At 70.9% G+C, this 18,244-nt stretch carries 9 protein-coding genes; 6 read left to right on the plus strand and 3 right to left on the minus strand.

From position 1 onward, the window contains the following. Positions 1 to 163: 163 nt before the first annotated feature. From serA to AC2D9U_RS02490, 4 genes are all read left to right on the plus strand, one after another. Positions 164 to 1,411 carry a phosphoglycerate dehydrogenase gene (gene serA / locus AC2D9U_RS02475; protein ID WP_484746109.1) on the plus strand — a complete coding sequence of 416 codons (1,248 nt, stop codon included), beginning with the start codon at positions 164 to 166 and terminating at the stop codon, positions 1,409 to 1,411. Between the two features lie 81 nt (positions 1,412 to 1,492). After that, the gene (locus AC2D9U_RS02480) at positions 1,493 to 2,509 is read left to right on the plus strand and encodes a UDP-glucuronic acid decarboxylase family protein (RefSeq protein ID WP_484746112.1); all 1,017 of its coding nucleotides are present in this window, start codon (positions 1,493 to 1,495) and stop codon (positions 2,507 to 2,509) included. 44 nt (positions 2,510 to 2,553) lie between these two features. Further along, positions 2,554 to 4,710, plus strand: coding sequence for a peptidase domain-containing ABC transporter (locus tag AC2D9U_RS02485; RefSeq protein ID WP_484746115.1), 2,157 nt, complete (start codon positions 2,554 to 2,556; stop codon positions 4,708 to 4,710). A gap of 2 nt (positions 4,711 to 4,712) precedes the next feature. Then, entirely contained in the window at positions 4,713 to 6,074 is a 1,362-nt protein-coding gene (locus tag AC2D9U_RS02490) for an HlyD family type I secretion periplasmic adaptor subunit (RefSeq protein WP_484746118.1), read from the plus strand. Here the strand turns inward: AC2D9U_RS02490 and AC2D9U_RS02495 are convergent, their stop codons facing one another. Then, positions 6,075 to 6,803: a class I SAM-dependent methyltransferase gene (locus AC2D9U_RS02495; protein ID WP_484746121.1), complete on the minus strand. Its 729-nt coding sequence runs from the start codon at positions 6,801 to 6,803 to the stop codon at positions 6,075 to 6,077. Between the two features lie 137 nt (positions 6,804 to 6,940). On the opposite strand from AC2D9U_RS02495, the gene AC2D9U_RS02500 reads away from it, so the two are divergent. Further along, positions 6,941 to 7,543, plus strand: a complete 603-nt coding sequence (locus tag AC2D9U_RS02500; protein ID WP_484746122.1) for a class I SAM-dependent methyltransferase — start codon at positions 6,941 to 6,943, stop codon at positions 7,541 to 7,543. Here AC2D9U_RS02500 and AC2D9U_RS02505 read toward each other — a convergent pair. Together AC2D9U_RS02505 and AC2D9U_RS02510 are read right to left on the minus strand one after the other, a co-directional pair. Beyond that, the gene (locus tag AC2D9U_RS02505; protein ID WP_484746125.1) at positions 7,533 to 9,395 is read right to left on the minus strand and encodes an O-linked N-acetylglucosamine transferase, SPINDLY family protein; all 1,863 of its coding nucleotides are present in this window, start codon (positions 9,393 to 9,395) and stop codon (positions 7,533 to 7,535) included. The two genes, AC2D9U_RS02500 and AC2D9U_RS02505, sit on opposite strands and share 11 nt — an antisense overlap. After that, complete coding sequence (locus AC2D9U_RS02510) at positions 9,392 to 11,344, minus strand: O-linked N-acetylglucosamine transferase, SPINDLY family protein (RefSeq protein ID WP_484746128.1); 1,953 nt, start codon at positions 11,342 to 11,344, stop codon at positions 9,392 to 9,394. The genes AC2D9U_RS02505 and AC2D9U_RS02510 overlap by 4 nt, the downstream gene beginning before the upstream one ends. 222 nt (positions 11,345 to 11,566) lie before the next feature. Between AC2D9U_RS02510 and AC2D9U_RS02515 the strand changes: the two genes are divergently transcribed. Beyond that, a complete protein-coding gene (locus tag AC2D9U_RS02515) occupies positions 11,567 to 18,220 on the plus strand; it encodes a hypothetical protein (protein ID WP_484746131.1) in 6,654 nt (2,217 codons plus the stop codon). Positions 18,221 to 18,244: the final 24 nt, after the last annotated feature.

Here is an 18,244-nt window from a genome sequence, read left to right on the forward strand (position 1 = left end):
TCGTGTTTCATGCTGTTTCATCCCGGCGAAACGGACGACACACGCCCCCCGCCCCGCGGCACCGGCATCCTGACCCGGCGCCGCCCGCCCCCGCCCCTTGCCGCCAGCCGGGGGAGCGGGCAGGAAGGCGCCGCCCTACCCCCCCCTACCGCGCGTGGCCCCGATGAACGACCGCATTTCCCTGCCCAAGGACCGCATCCGAATCCTGCTGCTGGAAGGCATTGCCGACAGCGCGGTGGAGCTTTTCGTCTCGGCCGACTACCGCACCATCCATCGCGAGAAGAAGGCGCTGGAGGGCCAGGCGCTGATCGAGGCGGTGAAGGGCGTGCACATCCTGGGCATCCGCAGCCGCACCGAGGTGACGGAAGAGGTGCTGGAGGCCGCGGACCGGCTGATCGCCATCGGCTGCTTCTGCATCGGCACGAACCAGGTGGACCTCGCCGCCGCCGCGCGGCGCGGCATCGCCGTGTTCAACGCGCCCTTCAGCAACACGCGCTCGGTGGCGGAACTCACGCTGGCCGAGGCGGTGATGCTGATGCGCGGCATCGTCGACAAGTCGGTGGCCGCCCATGCCGGGGGCTGGGACAAGTCGGCGGCCAATTCCTGGGAGATGCGCGGCAAGACGCTCGGCATCATCGGCTATGGCAATATCGGCAGCCAGCTTTCCGTGCTGGCCGAGGCCTTCGGCATGCGCGTGCTCTACCACGACCACACCACGAAGCTGCCGCATGGCAATGCCACCCCCGCCTCCTCCCTGCAGCAACTGCTCTCGCAATCCGACGTGGTGACGATCCATGTGCCGGAGACGCCGGATACGGTGAACATGATCGGCGCGGCGGAACTCGCCCTGATGAAGCCGAGCGCGGTGTTCATCAACAATGCCCGCGGCACGGTGGTGGATGTGGTGGCACTGGCCGCCGCGCTGCGCGAGAAGCGGATCCTGGGTGCGGCCGTGGATGTCTTCCCCGTCGAGCCCAAGCGCAATGGCGAGGCCTTCATCAGCCCCCTGCAGGGCCTGCCCAACGTGATCCTGACGCCGCATATCGGCGGCAGCACAGCCGAGGCGCAGGACCGCATAGGCCAGGAAGTGGCGCGCAAGCTGGTGGACTACAGCGACACCGGCACGACGCCAGGCAGCGTGAACCTGCCGCAGGTGCAGCTGCCGCCGCGCCCGACCGGCGCGCGCTGGACGCATCTGCACCGCGACGCGCCGGGCATCCTTTCGCGCATCAACGAATGCTTCGGCCGCCGCGGCCTGAACATCGCGGCACAGTACTACCAGACGGAGTCCGAGCTCGGCTACGTGGTGGTCGAGAGCGTGGAGGCGCGCCAGGACGCGGAGGCCATCCTGGCAGAGCTGCGTGCCCTCCCGGGCACGATCCGCGCCCGGCTGATCTACGAACGGCACTAGCCAAGGCCGTCCGCTTCACGTTTCGGAAAGCTCCGCTGCCGCACAGTGCGGGGGAAACCCCGATCGCAGCGGAGACGGCGCATGAAGCGCGCGCGCAAACGCACCCTCGTCGCCGGGGGTGCCGGCTTCCTCGGCTCCCATCTCTGCGAGCGTCTGCTCGCCGAGGGGGAGGAGGTGATCTGCCTCGACAATTTCTTCACCGGATCGCGTGACAACATCCGCCACCTGCTGGGCCAGCCGCATTTCGAGGTGCTGCGCCACGACGTGACCGTGCCGATCCAGCTCGAGGTGGATGAGATCTACAACCTCGCCTGCCCGGCCTCCCCCATCCACTACCAGCACAACCCGGTGCAGACGGTGCGCACCTCGGTGCATGGCGCGATCAACCTGCTGGACCTCGCGAAGCGGCTGGATGCGAAGATCTTCCAGGCCTCGACCTCGGAGGTCTATGGCGACCCGGCGGTGCACCCGCAACGCGAGGACTACCGCGGCAACGTCAACCCCATTGGCATCCGCGCCTGCTACGATGAGGGCAAGCGCTGCGCCGAGACGCTCTTCTTCGATTATCACCGCCAGGATGGCGTCAACATCCGCGTCGCGCGGATCTTCAACACCTATGGCCCGCGCATGCACCCCAATGACGGGCGCGTGGTTTCCAACTTCATCGTCCAGGCCCTGCGCGGCGAACCCATCACCCTCTATGGCGACGGGCAGCAGACGCGCTCCTTCTGCTATGTCGACGATCTGGTGGAAGGCATCCTGCGGCTGATGCGCGCGCCGGATGCCGTGACGGGCCCGATCAACCTCGGCAATCCGGATGAATTCACCATCCGCGAACTGGCGATGGAGGTCTCGCGCCTCACCGGCTCGCGCGCCGGCTTCCAGCACCGCCCGCTGCCGCAGGACGACCCGATGCAGCGCTGCCCGGACATCACCCGCGCGCGCGACCTGCTGGGCTGGCGCCCCAGCGTCAAGCTCGAACAAGGGCTGCGGCGGACCATCGCCTATTTCGCCGAGGAGCTGGGGCTGCGCGTGCCGGAGCCCACCATCCTGCGCGTGCTGGATGGCGGCGCTGCCGGGCGCAGCGCCGCTTCCTGATGGCGTTCACCAGCGGGCAAGCATCGCCGCGCTAGGTTCGCCGCATGACGATGGCCGACAAGAGGTTGGCACCGGAGCTCACGGCGCTGCGCTGCGTGTTCCTGGTTGCGATGCATCACGGCCTGCAGCTCGCCCCGGACGAGCTGCCGCAGATCGGCCATGCGGACATGGTGCCCGCCGTGCTGCGCGCCCTGCGCCAGGCCGGGCTGAAGGGCCAGGCGCTGCGCGATGCGGGGTGGGAGAAGGCGGCGCGGCTCGGCACAGCCTATCCGGCGCTGGCAGTGCGGCGCGACGGCAGCTGGTGCATCCTGATCCACACGCTGGAAGGCGCCGATGGCACGCCGATCGCCGCCGTGCTCGACCCCGCGCGCGAGCAGGAGGGCGTGCGGCTACTGCCTCGGGAGGAGTTCCTCGCCGAATGGTCCGGCACGCTGGTGCTGGTCAAGCGCGTCCATGCGCTGGGCGATGAGGACCAGCCCTTCGGCCTGCGCTGGTTCCTGCCCGAGATCCTGCGCCACCGCCGCCTTTTTGCCGGTGTGGCCATCGCGGCCCTTGTCGCGAACCTCATCGGCTTCGCCATCCCGCTGCTCTTCCAGGTACTGATCGACAAGGTCATCACCCATCAGGCCTGGCAGACGCTCTATGTGGTGGTGGGCGTCTTCGTGCTGCTCACGCTCTTCGACGGGCTGTTCGGCTATGTGCGGCAGCACTGCATGCTGCTGGCGAGCAACAAGATCGATGCGCGGCTCGGCGCGCGGACCTTCCGCCACCTGCTCTCCCTGCCGCTGGCCTTCTTCGAGAGCCACGCCGCGGGCGTGGTGGTGCGCCACATGCAGCAGACCGAGAAGCTGCGCCATTTCCTCACCGGGCGGCTGTTCCAGGTGGTGCTGGATGCGGCGCTGCTGCCGATCCTGCTGGTGTTCCTGGCCCTCTACAGTGGCGTGCTCACGCTGGTGGTGCTGGGCTTCTCGCTCGCCATCGCGCTGGTGATCGGCGCCATGGTGCCGACCTTCCGCGCCCGGCTGAACCGGCTCTACGAGACCGAGGGCGCGCGCCAGGCGCATCTGGTCGAGACGCTGCACAACATGCGCGCGGTGAAATCCCTGGTGCTGGAGCCGGCCCGGCAGAAGGCCTGGGACCAGAAGCTCGCCGCCGCCATCCGCCAGCATGAGGCGGTGGGCCGGATCGGTGCGGGCGGCAGCGTGGCGACAGGCATGCTCGAGAAGCTGATGCAGATCAGCGTGCTCGCGCTGGGCGCGACGCTGGTCTTCGAGGGCGCGCTGAGCCTGGGCGCGCTGGTCGCCTTCACCATGCTCTCGGGCCGCGTCACCGGGCCCTTGGTGCAGATGGTCGCGCTGATCAACGAGTATCAGGAGGCGGCACTCTCCGTGCGCATGCTCGGCACGGTGATGAATGCCCCCCCCGAGCGCGGCGGCGGGGCGCGCCTGGCCCGCCCGCCCCTCACCGGGCGGCTGCAGTTCGAGCAGGTGAGCTTCCGCTACCCCGGCGCCGCCACGCCGGCGCTCGATGGCGTGTCCTTCAGCGTAGCACCCGGGCAGGTGATCGGCGTGGTCGGGCGCTCGGGCTCGGGCAAGACCACGATCACGCGGCTGATCCAGGCCATCCACGCGCCGCAATCGGGCCTGATCCACCTGGATGGCGTGGACATCCGCCACATCGACCTCAACCATCTGCGCCGCGGCATCGGCGTGGTGTTGCAGGACAACCTGCTCTTCCGCGGCACGATCCGCGAGAACATCGCCGCCGCCCGCCCCGATGCGCCGCTGCCCGAGATCATCGAGGTCGCGCGCCTCGCCGGCGCGCAGGAGTTCATCGACCGCCTGCCACTCTCCTACGACACGATGGTGGAGGAAGGGGCGAGCAATTTCTCCGGCGGCCAGCGCCAGCGCCTGGCCATCGCGCGCGCCCTGCTGACACGCCCCAACCTGCTGATCTTCGACGAGGCGACCAGCGCGCTCGACCCGGATAGCGAGGCGATCATCCAGCAGAACCTGGCGGAGATCGCGCGCGGGCGCACCATGGTCATCGTCTCCCACCGCCTCTCCTCGCTGGTGCAGTCGGACGCGATCCTGGTGTTGGAGCAAGGGCGCCTGCTGGATTGCGCGCCGCACGCCACGCTGCTCGAGCGCTGCGAGATCTATCGCCACCTCTGGCAGCAGCAGACGCAGCACCTCCGATGAGCATGCGCCGTCGCCCCCGCGCCGCGCCCCCCGCCCCCGTGGCGCGCGAGGCCATCGCCTTCCAGGACGATCTGGAGGCGCTGCTGGCCGAGCCCCCGCCACGCCTGCTGGCCAGCGGGCATTGGATCCTGGCCTTGCTGGTGCTCGCGCTGCTGCTCGGCGCGGGCGTCGCGCGCATCGACGTGGTGGTGACGGGCAGCGGGCGGCTGATGCCCGATGCGCCGCCCGTCGTGCTGCAACCGATGGAACGCGCCGTGCTGCGGGAGGTGCTGGTGCGCCCCGGCCAGGTCGTACGGCAGGGCGATGTGCTCGCGCGGCTCGACCCCACCTTCACCGAGGCCGATCGCCAGGCGCTGGCCGCGCAGGCCCGCGCCCTGCGCGCCCAGCTCGCCCGCGTCGAGGCCGAGCTGGGCGAGGCCCCCCCGCCCGCCGGCACGGATCCCGACGCGGCGCTGCAGGCCGTGCTGCAGCACAGCCGCGCCACGCTGCGCGCGACGCGCCTGCGCGGCTATGCGGAGGAAATCCGCGCGCTGGAAACGGGGCTCCTGGCGGTCGAGGCGCAGCAGGCGAGCCTGACCGAACAGGCCAGCCTCGCGCGGGAGGTCGAGGCCCTGCGCGCGCGGCTCTTGGAAGGGCAGATCGGCTCGCGCCTCAACCTGCTCGCCGCGCGGCGTGACCGGCTGGAGGCCGAGCGGCAGCTCGATCAGGCGCGCAACCGGCGCGAGGAGCTGGGCCACAGCCTCGCCGCGCGGCGCGCGGAACAACAGGTCTTCACCGATGACTGGCAGCGCCTGCTGCTGGAAGACTCCGTGCGGTTGCGCGGCGAGCTGGTGCGGGTGGAGGAGTCGCTCGCCAAGGCGGAACGCCTCGCCGCGCTGACCACCCTCCTCGCCCCGGTCGATGGCGTGGTGCTGGAGGTCGCGCGGCGCTCGGCCGGCTCTGTGCTGCGAGAGGCCGAGCCGCTGGTCACGCTGGTGCCCGCCCAGGCGCCGCTGATCGCCGAGATCACGCTGCGTTCAGCCGATATCGGGCCGCTGCGGCTGGAGGAGGATGTGGTGCTGAAGGTGGACGCCTTCCCCTTCCAGCGCTTCGGCACGCTCACCGGCCGGCTGCGCGCCGTCAGCCGCGACAGCTACAGCCCCGGCCAGCCGCCAGGCGCCGATGCCCCCGCGCCGCAGGCGGGCGCGGTGCATCGCGGCCAGGTCGAGATCCGTGACACCGCCGGGCTGCGCCTGCCGCCGGGCGTGACGCTCATCCCCGGGATGACGCTGCTCGCCGAGATCAAGGTCGGCGAGCGCAGCGTGCTGGGCTACTTCCTCAACCCGCTGCTGCGCGGGCTGGAGGAGAGCCTGCGCGAGCCTTGATCAGGCGGCCGCACGCAGCGGCATGGCGGCGCCGCGCGCGGGCTGGCGCAGCACGGCGATGAAGTAGCCATTGTGCCAGTCGCTTTCCTTGAAGGCGATGGCGGCGTGGGTGTTGTCGAGCGTGGTGCGGATCTCCGCCCCGTAGAGCATGGAGAGCCCGCCCTGCACGATGGCGCGGTGCGTGCCCGCGCGCACCTGCCACCAGTTCCAGTCGTCGCAGATGAAGACAAAGGTCTCGGTCAGCGCGGGCAGCGCCTGCACCAGCCCGTCATGCTGGTCCTGCTCCTCATGCGGGCCGTCGAAGAGGTAGACGCCGAAGGGGGCGTGCCGCGCGGCGAGGTCGGCGAAGGGCACGGCGCGGAAATCGCTCTCGATCACCTCCACCTCGGCCTGGGGCGTGCGGAAGCGCGCGAGATTGCCGAGGAAGGCCTCGCGCGGGCCCCCGAACTGGCTCCAATTGTCGATGGCGACGGCGCGCACGGCGTTGCCATGGATGGCGGCGCAGAGGGTGGAGCCCATCCAGCTGCCGACCTCAAGATAGCCCACCGGGCCCAGGCGGCGCAGCAGCGTGTTGATGAAGTGCCGGTAGCGCGCGCCGGACATGCCATCGATGGTGAAGATGCCCTGGCTGCGGTCGATCGGCGCGGCCAGCGCCTCGGCCAGCGTGGCGCGCAGCAGGCGCACCTGGGGATCGTCGGGCGCGATCACGACCTCGGACACGTGACTCATCGAGCTTTTCTCCGGATGCGGGGGCAGCGCGTGGATCAGACAAGGTTCATCTGAACAGGCGGTAAACGCGCGCCATGCAGGATGCGTTCATCCTTTCCGGCGAGACTGCGCCCGCACCCGTCCGGAAAAGCCGACGCATGGATAGCCTGCCCCCCACTCTCACCACCCTGCGCCGCGTGCTGCATGTCGGCTGCGGCGCGGCCTCGCCGGAGAAGTTGCCGGCCGGCTTCTTTGCGCCCGGCGAATGGCAGGAGATACGGCTCGACATCGACCCGGAGGTGGCGCCGGATGTGGTGGCCTCCATCACCGACATGGCGGCGGTGCCGAGTGGCTCCGTCGATGCGGTGTGGTCCTCGCACAATCTCGAACACCTCTTTGCGCATGAAGTGCCGCTGGCGCTGGCGGAGTTCCGCCGCGTGCTGAAGCCGGATGGCTTCGCGCTGATGACCATGCCCGACCTGCAGCAGATCGCGGCTTTGGTTGCCGAGGATCGGCTGGCGGAGCCGGCCTATATGTCACCGATGGGGCCGATCACGCCGCTCGACATGCTCTATGGCCATGGGGCCTCGCTCGCGGCCGGCAATGCCTTCATGGGCCATCGCGGCGGCTTCACGGCGCGCACGCTGGAAGCCGCGCTGCGCGGCGCGGGCTTCCCGATCGTGCGGGTGATGCGCGATGGCCACTACGCGCTCTGGGCCACGGCCTATCGCGGCGGCGCCCCGGCCCCGGTCACGGGCTGAGCCGTACGCGCTCCAGCGCGGCTTCCAGGCGGCGCGTGAAGCCCGCCGTGTCGCCAAGCGTGCGCATCCAGGCGTCGCCCGCCAGCACGGCCCGCGCGGCGGCGTGGCGGGCGGGATCGGTCGCCAGGGCGATGGCGCGCGCCACATACGCGCCGCGCGTTGTGGTGATGCCGTCGGTGAGCCCGATGGCGCTCAGCAGGCTCGTCGCCATGCGCGCGGCGAAGGCGCGGCCTGACAGAGTGAGCAGCGGCAGGCCCATGCGCAGCGCGTCGCTCGCCACCGTGCCGGAATTGTAGGGCGTGGTGTCGAGGAACAGGTCGGCCAGGCGCAGCCGCGCGAGGTAATGCGCCGGCGCCACGCGCGGGCCGAAGATCAGGCGCCCCGGCGCCAGCCCCAGGGTTTCGGCCCGCGCGCGCAGATTGGCGCTGCCGCCATGCCCGTCCTCCGCCAGCCAGAGCACGCTGCCCGGCACGGCGCGCAGGATCGCGACCCAGTCGGCGAACATCGGCTCGGTGATCTTGTAGAAATTGGCGAAGCAGCAGAAGACGAAGGCATCCTCCGGCAGGCCTTCCTCGGCGCGCGTCAGGGCCGGCAAGGCGGGCATGCGGCTGTCATTCGCCTGGTAGAGACCCGCGAGCTTCAGGGGCCTCGGCGCGTAGAGGGCTTCGGCCTCGGGCGGGACGGCGATGTCGTCGCAGATCAGGTAGTCGAGTTCCGGCAGGGGCACGGAGCCGATATAGCCGAGATAGGTCGCCTGCACCGGCGCGGGCTTCCAGCGCAGCACGCCGAGCCGCGCGCCGCGCGTCAGCCCGTTGAGGTCGATCAGGATGTCGATCTCATCGGCGCGGATGCGCGCCGCCGCGGCCGCATCCTCCATCGCGCCGATCTTCACGTGATGGTCGAGGGCCGCGATCACACGCGCGCGGACATCGCTGCCATCCTCGGGCGAGGAGCAGTAGCCGAAGATCTCGAAGCGGTCGCGGTCGTGGCGTTCCAGCACCTCGGCGATCAGGAAGCTCATCGCGTGGCGGCAGAAGTCCGAGGAGAGGTATCCGATCCGCAGCCGCGCATGCCGGTAGCCGCGCGCGGGGGCGAGGTGGCGGGGCGCGGCCGGGACCTTGCGCGCGAGCCAGGTGGCGACGATGCGGCGCTGGAGGTCGATGTCGTCATGCAAAGCGAGCGCGCCGAGCGGGCCGGCATGCAGCACCGCCTGGTCGCGCGTCAGGCCGGGGATGTCATCCGCATGGATCGGCCAGGCGCAGAGCTTCTGGCGCAGATGCGTCCAGTGCTGCAGCACGTCGGGCTGGTCGGGCGAACTCAGCAGGCTCTGGCGCAGCGCCTGCTCGGCTTCCGTGAAGCGGCCCATCTGCTCGAAGAGCCGGCCGCGATGGTTGAACAGTTGCTGGCGCTTGGCCTCCGGCTGCAGCGCCTGCTGCCAGGTGGCGAGCGCGGCCTCCGCCTGCCCGGATGCTTCCAGCGCCAGGCCGAGATTGATCGCCGCATCATGGAAATCAGCCTTCAGCGCCAGGGCGTTGCGGTAGCAGATGGCGGCCTGCGCCGGATCGCCCGCCTGGGAGAATTCCACACCGAGGTTGAACCAGGCCGCAAGCGCCTGCGGATGCCCCGGATTGGCGCCGAGCCAGGCCTGGTAGGCAGCGATGGAAAGCGCCCGCCGCCCCTCGCGCGAGGCGCGTTCGAGCGGGGGCAGCAGCCCCTCCAGCGGCAGCTGCGCCAGCGCGCGCTGCCGCCGGGCTTCCTCCGGCGGGGGCAGCGCGGCGGGCCAGGCGGGGCCGTTCAGCAGGCCGAGCAGCCAACCCTGGTCGAGCGCGGCCTGGGGCAGGATCGCGTTCATCGGCCGCTCCAGAGGCGCCGGTCGGGCGGCAGTGCCGCGAAGGCATCGCGCGCGGCGACCCCGCTCGGCCAGTCGGGGCAGCGGCCGGTGGCGATGGCGATGCCGATGTCGAGATAGGCGTCGAGATTGGTGAGGTCCGGGCGCGGCAGGCGATCCGCGACGAAGTCTTCCCACATCTCGCGATAGCATCCCTCAAGCGCGCGCACATGGCGTTCCGTGTCGAAGAGGATCGAGCCTTCGCGCAGCGCCAGCAGGCGGGGGCGATAGGCGCGCAGGCGTGCCGGGTCCCGGCCCAGCGCGACGGCCTGCGCGACATAATCCTCGGCGCTCGCACAGACGAGTTCCGGCACGCCGGCCGCGGTGACGAGGCTGGCGCAGACGCGCGCGGCGAAGCTCCGCCCCGGCAGGGTCAGCACCGGCGTGCCCATCCACAGCGCGTCGGAGGCCGTGGTGTGCGCGCCATAGGGCGCGGTGTCGAGGAAGAGGTCGGCGGCCGCGTAGCGCGCGACATGCGCGGCATTGCCTTCCATCGGGGCGAAGACGAGGCGCGCGGGGTCGATCCCTGCCTCCTCGGCGCGCGCGCGCAGGCGCACATCCACCGCGTCGCTGCTCATCAGCAGCCAGAGCACGCTGCCGGGCACGCCCTGCAGGATGCGCATCCAGCGGGCGAAGACCTCGGGCGTGATCTTCTGCGTGCCGTTGAAGCTGCAGAACACCACGGCGTCTTCCGGCAGGCCCAGCGCGCTGCGCGGCGGCGCGGGCGCCACCTCGCGGTGCCGGTCATTGGGCTGGTAGCAGGGCAGGCGCCGCACGGCCTCGCTGTAGAAGATCTCCTCGCCCGGCGGGATGATGTGCTCATCCGCCAGGATGTAGTGGTGATAGGGCGTGCCCATCGTGCCGGCATAGCCGAGCCAGTTCACGATGATCGGGGCGGGGCGACGCGAGAGCAGCCGCGTGCGCGCGCCGCGCGTATGGCCGTTCACATCCACCAGGATATCGATGCCATCGGCGCGGATGCGCGCCAGCGCGGCGTCGTCATCGAGCGGCGCGAGGTCCACCCAATGCTCGGCGCTGGCGCGGATGCGCGCCTTCACCGGATCCTCCTGCGGGATGCCGTTGTAGTAGACGAAGACCTCGACCTGCGTGCGGTCATGCAGGCGGAAGATGTCGGCGGTGAGATGGCCGATGGCGTGCGAGCGCAGGTCCGAGGACAGGTAGCCGATGCGCAGCCGCCCACCCGGCGCGGCACGGCGCGGGGCGAAATCCGCCGTGGTGTGGAAGGTATCGGGCATGCCGAACTCGGCCCTGCCGTAGGCGGCGGCATGCGCCAAAGCGAGCATCGGGTCGTCGCGGTGGCAGGCCAGGCTGAGCGGCGCCATGGCGCGCAGCAGCGCGGCCTCATCCAGCCCGCCCACCGGCTCCAGCAGCGGCCAGCAGCATTGCCGCTGGCGCAGGCTGACCCAGTGCTGCACCACGTCGCGCGTCTGGGGCGCGAGCTCGATCACCTGCCGTAGTTGCGCCTCGGCCTCCGCATGCAGGCGGTTGGATTCCAGCACGCGGGCGATGTGCTTCAGCGCGGTGATCTTGTAGCCGAGGCTCTCGCCCGAGACCTGCGCCAGATGCCCCGTGACCTGCGCCCAATGGCTGAGCGCGGGCGCCAGCGCGCCGAGCCGTTCATAGACGACGCCGAGATTGATGAAGGGCGGCAGGAAGGTGGCGTTGCGGCGGATCGCCTCGGCGAAGGCATGGGCGGCGCCGGCAAGGTCATCGAGCCCGCTCAGCACCACGCCGTAGTTGAACAGCACCGCATGGGCCAGCGGATCGGCGGGGTGCTGCGCCAGCCAGTCGCGGTAGAGCGCCGCGGCGCCCGGCGCCTGGCCTGCGGCGCTGAGCCGATGCGCGGCGCCGAACAGCTCGGCGACACTCAGAGGCGGGCTGTTGTCCTGCATGCTTCCATCCTGGCGCGCTGCAACGGGCGCAAGATGGCGGCGCATCCGTGAAGGGATGATTACCAACGACGCGGCGCGGCTCGTTCACCGCCTGGAAAGACTCCCTCCCTAAGCTGCCCCCCGGCCCGGGATGACAAGATGTCCGCCCCGCGCTGCCGCGCAGCTCTGCCGAGGGATTGCTGGTCCCTGCTGCGCCTTGTCGTGCCAGCCGGGAGTAGAGCGATGACGGTGTTCGCCGGATTGACGACGACCCAGGTCGCGCAGCTGACCACGACCACGATCGCGGCACTGACCACGACCGAGCTCCGCACGATGGCGACCACCCAGGTCGTCGCGCTGACCACGACGCAGATGGGCGCGCTGACCTCCGTGCAGCTGGGCGCGCTGCACAGCACCCAGGCGGCGGCACTGGAGACCACCGACCTCGCCGTGCTGTCCACCGCGCAGATCCGCGGCCTGGCCAGCACGCAGCTCGGCGCGCTGAGCACCACGCAGCTGGGGGCGCTGACCAGCACGCAGATGGGCGGGCTGAGCAGCACACAGGCCGGCGCGCTGACCACGACGCAGGTGGCGGCGCTCACCACCACGCAGCTTGGCGGCTTCGGCACCACCCAGGTCTCGGGCCTGGGCAGCGCGCAGCTGGCCGCGCTGACGACGACGCAGGTGGGCGCCCTGACCAGCACGCAGGTCGGCGCCATCCGCAGCAGCCAGATCAAGGGGCTCGAGAGCAGCGACATCGCGGCGCTGACGACGACGCAGGTCGCGGGGCTCACCACCTCCCAGATCACCTCGCTGACCAGCACCCAGGCGGCCGCCCTCGAGACGACGGATCTGGCGGTGCTGACCACCACGCAGATCCGCGGTCTCGCCAGCACGCAGCTGGGCGCGCTGAGCACCACCCAGGCGGTCGCGCTGACGACGACGCAGCTGGGTGCCTTCACCGCGACGCAGACGGCCGGGCTGACGACGACGCAGCTCGCCGCGCTGACCACCACCCAGGTAGGTGCCCTGGGCACCACGCAGGTGGCGGGGCTGACCAGCGCGCAGATCGGCGCGCTGACCACGACGCAGGTGGCGGCACTCACCACCACCCAGATCGGCGCCATCGGCTCTGCCCAGATCAAGGGGATGGAGACCGCCGACCTCGCCGCGCTCACCACCACCCAGTTCGGCGGGCTGACCAGCGCGCAGCTTGGCGCCCTGGCCGCGACGCAGGCGGCGGCGATCGAGACCACCGACCTCGCGGCACTGACCACCACCCAGCTTCGCGGCCTGGTCAGCACGCAGCTGGCCGCGCTGAGCACGACGCAGGTCGGTGCGCTGACCACCACGCAGCTCGCCGCGCTGGCGACGACCCAGGTGGCGATGCTGACGAGCACGCAGGTGGCGGCGCTGACCACCACGCAGATGGGCGCGCTGGCCAGTTCGCAGATCGGCGCCCTGACCACCACGCAGATCCGCGGCCTGGAGACGACCGACCTCGCCGCGCTGACCACGACGCAATTCGGCGGGCTGACCAGCACCCAGATCGGTGCGCTGACCTCGACGCAGGCGGTGGCGATCGAGACCACCGACATCGCCGTGCTGACCACGACGCAGATGCGCGGCCTGGCCAGCACCCAGCTGGCCGCGCTGACCACCACCCAGGGTGGCGCCTTGAGCTCGACGCAGCTCGGCGCCCTGACCAGCACGCAGGTGGCGAGCCTGACCACGACCCAGCTGGCGGCGCTGACCACCACGCAGATCGGCGGCTTCGGCACCACCCAGGTCGCGGGGCTGACCAGCGGCCAGGTGGCGAGCCTGACCACGACCCAGATCGGCGCCCTGACCACGACCCAGGTCGCCGCCATCGGCTCCTCCCAGATCAAGGGCATGGAGACCACCGATCTCGCCGCGCTGACGACCACGCAATTCGGCGGGCTCAGCAGCCTGCAGATCGGCGCGCTGACCTCCACCCAGGCCGCCGCCATCGAGACCACCGACCTCGCCGTGCTGACCACAACCCAGGTCGCCGGCCTCGCCAGCACGCAGCTTGGCGCGCTCACCACCACCCAGGCGGCGGCGCTGACCACCACCCAGCTCGGCGCCTTCACCTCCACTCAGATCGGCGCCTTCACCACCACCCAGGTCGCCGCCCTCACCACCACCCAGGTCGCCAGCCTCGGCACCACCCAGATCCTCGGCATCACCACCGGCCAGCTCGCCGCCCTCACCACCACCCAGATCGGCGCCCTCTCCTCCACCCAGGTCGGCGCCATACGCCGCAACTGGATCACCGGCATGGAGACCACCGACCTCGCCGCCCTCACCACCACCCAGGTCGCCGGGCTGATTTCCACCCAGGTCAATGCGCTCACCACCACGCAGATCCAGGCGCTCGAGACCACCGACCTCGCCGTGCTGACCACAACCCAGCTCGTCGGCCTCACCAGCACGCAATTCGCCGCCCTCACCACCACCCAGGCGGCGGCGCTGACCACCACCCAGCTCGGCGCCTTCGCCACCAGCCAGATCGCCGGCATCGGCTCCGCCCAGCTCGCCGCGCTGACCACGACGCAGCTCGGTGCGCTGACCTCGACCCAGATCGGCGCCATCGGCTCCGCCCAGATCAAGGGCATGGAGACCACCGACCTCGCCGCGCTGACGACCACGCAATTCGGCGGGCTGACCAGCACCCAGATCGGTGCGCTGACTTCGACCCAGGCGGCGGCCATCGAGACCACCGACCTCGCCGTGCTGACCACGACGCAGCTGCGCGGCCTGGCCAGCACGCAGCTCGCCGCACTCACCACGACGCAGGCCACCGCGCTCACCACCACCCAGCTCGCCAGCCTCACCACCACCCAGGTCGGCGCGCTGACGACGACGCAGGTGGCGGCGCTCACCACCACGCAGATCGGCGGCTTCGGCACCACCCAGGTCGCGGGGCTGACCAGCGGCCAGGTGGCGGCGCTGACCACGACCCAGATCGGTGTCCTGACCACGACGCAGATCGGCGCCATCGGCTCCGCCCAGATCAAGGGCATGGAGACCACCGACCTTGCCGCGCTCACCACCACGCAATTCGGCGGGCTGACCAGCACCCAGATCGGCGCGCTGACCTCCACCCAGGCCGCGGCCATCGAGACCACCGACCTCGCCGTGCTGACCACGACGCAGCTGCGTGCGCTGGCCAGCACGCAGCTGGCGGCGCTGACCACGACCCAGGCGGTGGCGCTGACCACGACCCAGCTCAACGCCCTGACCAGCGCGCAGATGGGGCTGCTGACCACCACCCAGGTCGCGGCGCTGACGACCACCCAGGTGAATGCCCTGGGCACCACGCAGGTGGTCGGCATCACCAGCGCCCAGCTGGCGGCCTTGACCACGACGCAGATCGGCGCGCTGACCTCGACCCAGATCGGCGCCATCGGCTCCGCCCAGATCAAGGGCATGGAGACCACCGACCTCGCCGCGCTCACCACGACGCAGTTCGGCGGGCTGACCAGCACGCAGATCGGTGCGTTGACCTCGACCCAGGCGGCGGCCATCGAGACCACCGACCTCGCCGTGCTGACCACGACTCAGATGCGCGGCCTCGCTTCCACCCAGATCCTGGCGCTGAGCACGACGCAGGTCGGCGCCCTGACCACCACTCAGCTTGACTCCCTGACCACCACCCAGGTCGGCGCGGTCACCAGCGCCCAATTGGCGGCGCTGACGACGACGCAGCTCGGCGCGCTGACCTCGACCCAGATCGCCGCCATCGGCTCGGCCCAGATCAAGGGCATGGAGACGACCGACCTCGCCGCGCTGACGACGACGCAGTTCGGCGGGCTGACCAGCACCCAGATCGGCGCGCTGACCTCCACCCAGGCGGCGGCCATCGAGACCACCGACCTCGCCGTGCTGACCACGACGCAGCTGCGCGGCCTGGCCAGCACCCAGATCGGTGCGCTGACCACGACGCAGGCCACCGCGCTCACCACCACCCAGCTCGCCAGCCTCACCACCACCCAGGTCGGCGCGCTGACGACGGCGCAGGTCGCGGCCCTGACCACCACGCAGATCGGCGGCTTCGGCACCACCCAGGTCGCGGGCCTGACCAGCGGCCAGGTGGCAAGCCTGACCACGACCCAGATCGGCGCCCTGACCACGACGCAGGTCGCCGCCATCGGCTCCTCCCAGATCAAGGGGCTGGAGACCACCGACCTCGCCGCGCTGACGACCACCCAGTTCGGCGGGCTCAGCAGCCTCCAGATCGGCGCGCTGACCTCCACCCAGGCCGCCGCCATCGAGACCACCGACCTCGCCGTGCTGACCACCACCCAGGTCGCCGGACTGGCCAGCACGCAGCTTGGCGCGCTCACCACCACCCAGGCGGCGGCGCTGACCACCACCCAGCTCGGCGCCTTCACCTCCACTCAGATCGGCGCCTTCACCACCACCCAGGTCGCCGCCCTCACCACCACCCAGGTCGCCAGCCTCGGCACCACCCAGATCCTCGGCATCACCACCGGCCAGCTCGCCGCCCTCACCACCACCCAGATCGGCGCCCTCTCCTCCACCCAGGTCGGCGCCATACGCCGCAACTGGATCACCGGCATGGAGACCACCGACCTCGCCGCCCTCACCACCACCCAGGTCGCCGGGCTGATCTCCACCCAGGTCAATGCGCTCACCACCACGCAGATCCAGGCGCTCGAGACCACCGACCTCGCCGTGCTGACCACCACCCAGCTCGTCGGCCTCACCAGCACGCAATTCGCCGCCCTCACCACAACCCAGGCGGCGGCGCTGACCACCACCCAGCTCGGCGCCTTCGCCACCAGCCAGATCGCCGGCATCGGCTCCGCACAACTCGCCGCGCTGACGACGACGCAGCTCGGCGCGCTGACCTCCACCCAGATCGGCGCCATCGGCTCCGCCCAGATCAAGGGCATGGAGACCACCGACCTCGCCGCGCTGACGACGACGCAATTCGGCGGGCTGACCTCGACCCAGATCGGTGCGCTGACCTCGACCCAGGCGGCGGCCATCGAGACCACCGACCTCGCCGTGCTGACCACGACGCAGCTGCGTGGCCTGGCCAGCACCCAGATCGGTGCGCTGACCACGACGCAGGCCACCGCGCTCACCACCACCCAGCTCGCCAGCCTCACCACCACGCAGGTCGGCGCGCTGACGACGACGCAAGTGGCGGCGCTCACCACCACGCAGATCGGCGGCTTTGGCACCACCCAGGTCGCGGGGCTGACCAGCGGCCAGGTGGCGGCGCTGACCACGACCCAGATCGGTGCCCTGACCACGACGCAGATCGGCGCCATCGGCTCCGCCCAGATCAAGGGCATGGAGACCACCGACCTTGCCGCGCTCACCACCACGCAGTTCGGCGGGCTGACCAGCACCCAGATCGGCGCGCTGACCTCCACCCAGGCCGCGGCCATCGAGACCACCGACCTCGCCGTGCTGACGACGACCCAGATGCGCGGCCTCGCCAGCACGCAGCTGGCGGCCCTGACCACGACCCAGGCGGTGGCGCTGACCACCACCCAGCTCACTGCCCTGACCGGCACCCAGATGGGGCTGATGACCACGACCCAGGTCGGCGCCCTGACCACCACCCAGGTGGCGGCCCTGGCCACCACCCAGGTCCTCGGCCTGACCAGCGCCCAGCTGGCGGCGCTGACGACGACACAGATCGGCGCGCTGACCACGACGCAGGTCGGCACCATCGGCACCGCGGCGATCCGCGGGCTGGAGACCACGGACCTCGCCGCCCTGACCACCACGCAGATCGGCGCGCTGACCACCACCCAGCTCGCCGCACTGAATTCGACCCAGATGGCAGCGATGGAGACCACCGACCTCGCCGTGCTGACCACCACCCAGATCCGCGGGCTGGAAAGCACCCAGAGCGCGGCGCTGACCACCACCCAGATCGCGGCGCTGACCACGACCCAGGTCAGCGCGCTCGGAAGCTGGCAGGTGGCAGCGCTGAACTCCACGCAGCTGGGGGCGCTCTCCACCACCCAGATCGGGGCGCTGACGACGACCCAGATCGCCGGCATCGCCGTGGCGCAGATCAAGGGGCTGGAGACGACCGACCTGGCCGCCTTCACCACGACCCAGATCGGCGGGCTGACCAGCGCGCAACTGGCCGCGCTGACATCGACCCAGGCGGTCGCGCTGGAAACCACGGACCTCGCCGTGCTGACCACCACTCAGATCCGCGGCCTGGCGAGCACGCAGCTGAGCGCGCTGACCACCACCCAGGCCACGGCGCTGACCACCACCCAGCTCACCGCCCTCACCAGCACCCAGGCGGCAGCGCTGACCACCACCCAGGTCGCCGCCCTGACCACCACCCAGGTCGCGGCCCTGGCCACCACCCAGGTGAGCGGGCTGGGCAGCGCGCAGCTCGCGGCGCTGACCACGACGCAGATCGGCGCGCTGAGCAGCACGCAGATGGCGACCCTCAGCTCCGCCGAGATCAAGGGGCTGGAGACCACCGACCTTGCCGTGCTGACCACCACGCAGATCGGCGGCCTGACCTCCACCCAGATCAGCGCCCTGACCAGCGCGCAGATGGTGGGGCTGAGCACGACCGGGCTGGCGGCGCTGACCACGACGCAGATCCTGGGGCTGACCACGGCGCAGCTCGGTGCCCTCAGCACGACGCAGGTCGCGGCGCTGACCAGCACCTCCATCACGGCGCTCACCACCGCGCAGATGGCGGGGCTGACGACGACGCAGCTCTCCATCCTGAGCACGACGCAGATCACCGCGCTGGAATCGAGCGACATCGCGGCCCTGACCGACACGCAGGTGGCGGGCTTCACCAGCACGCAGATCGGCGCCATGGACAGCGGCCAGGTGAACGCGCTCTTCGCCTGACGGGCGTTCGGGGGGCTTGTGCCC

This window comes from Roseomonas sp. TF40 (assembly GCF_057219975.1).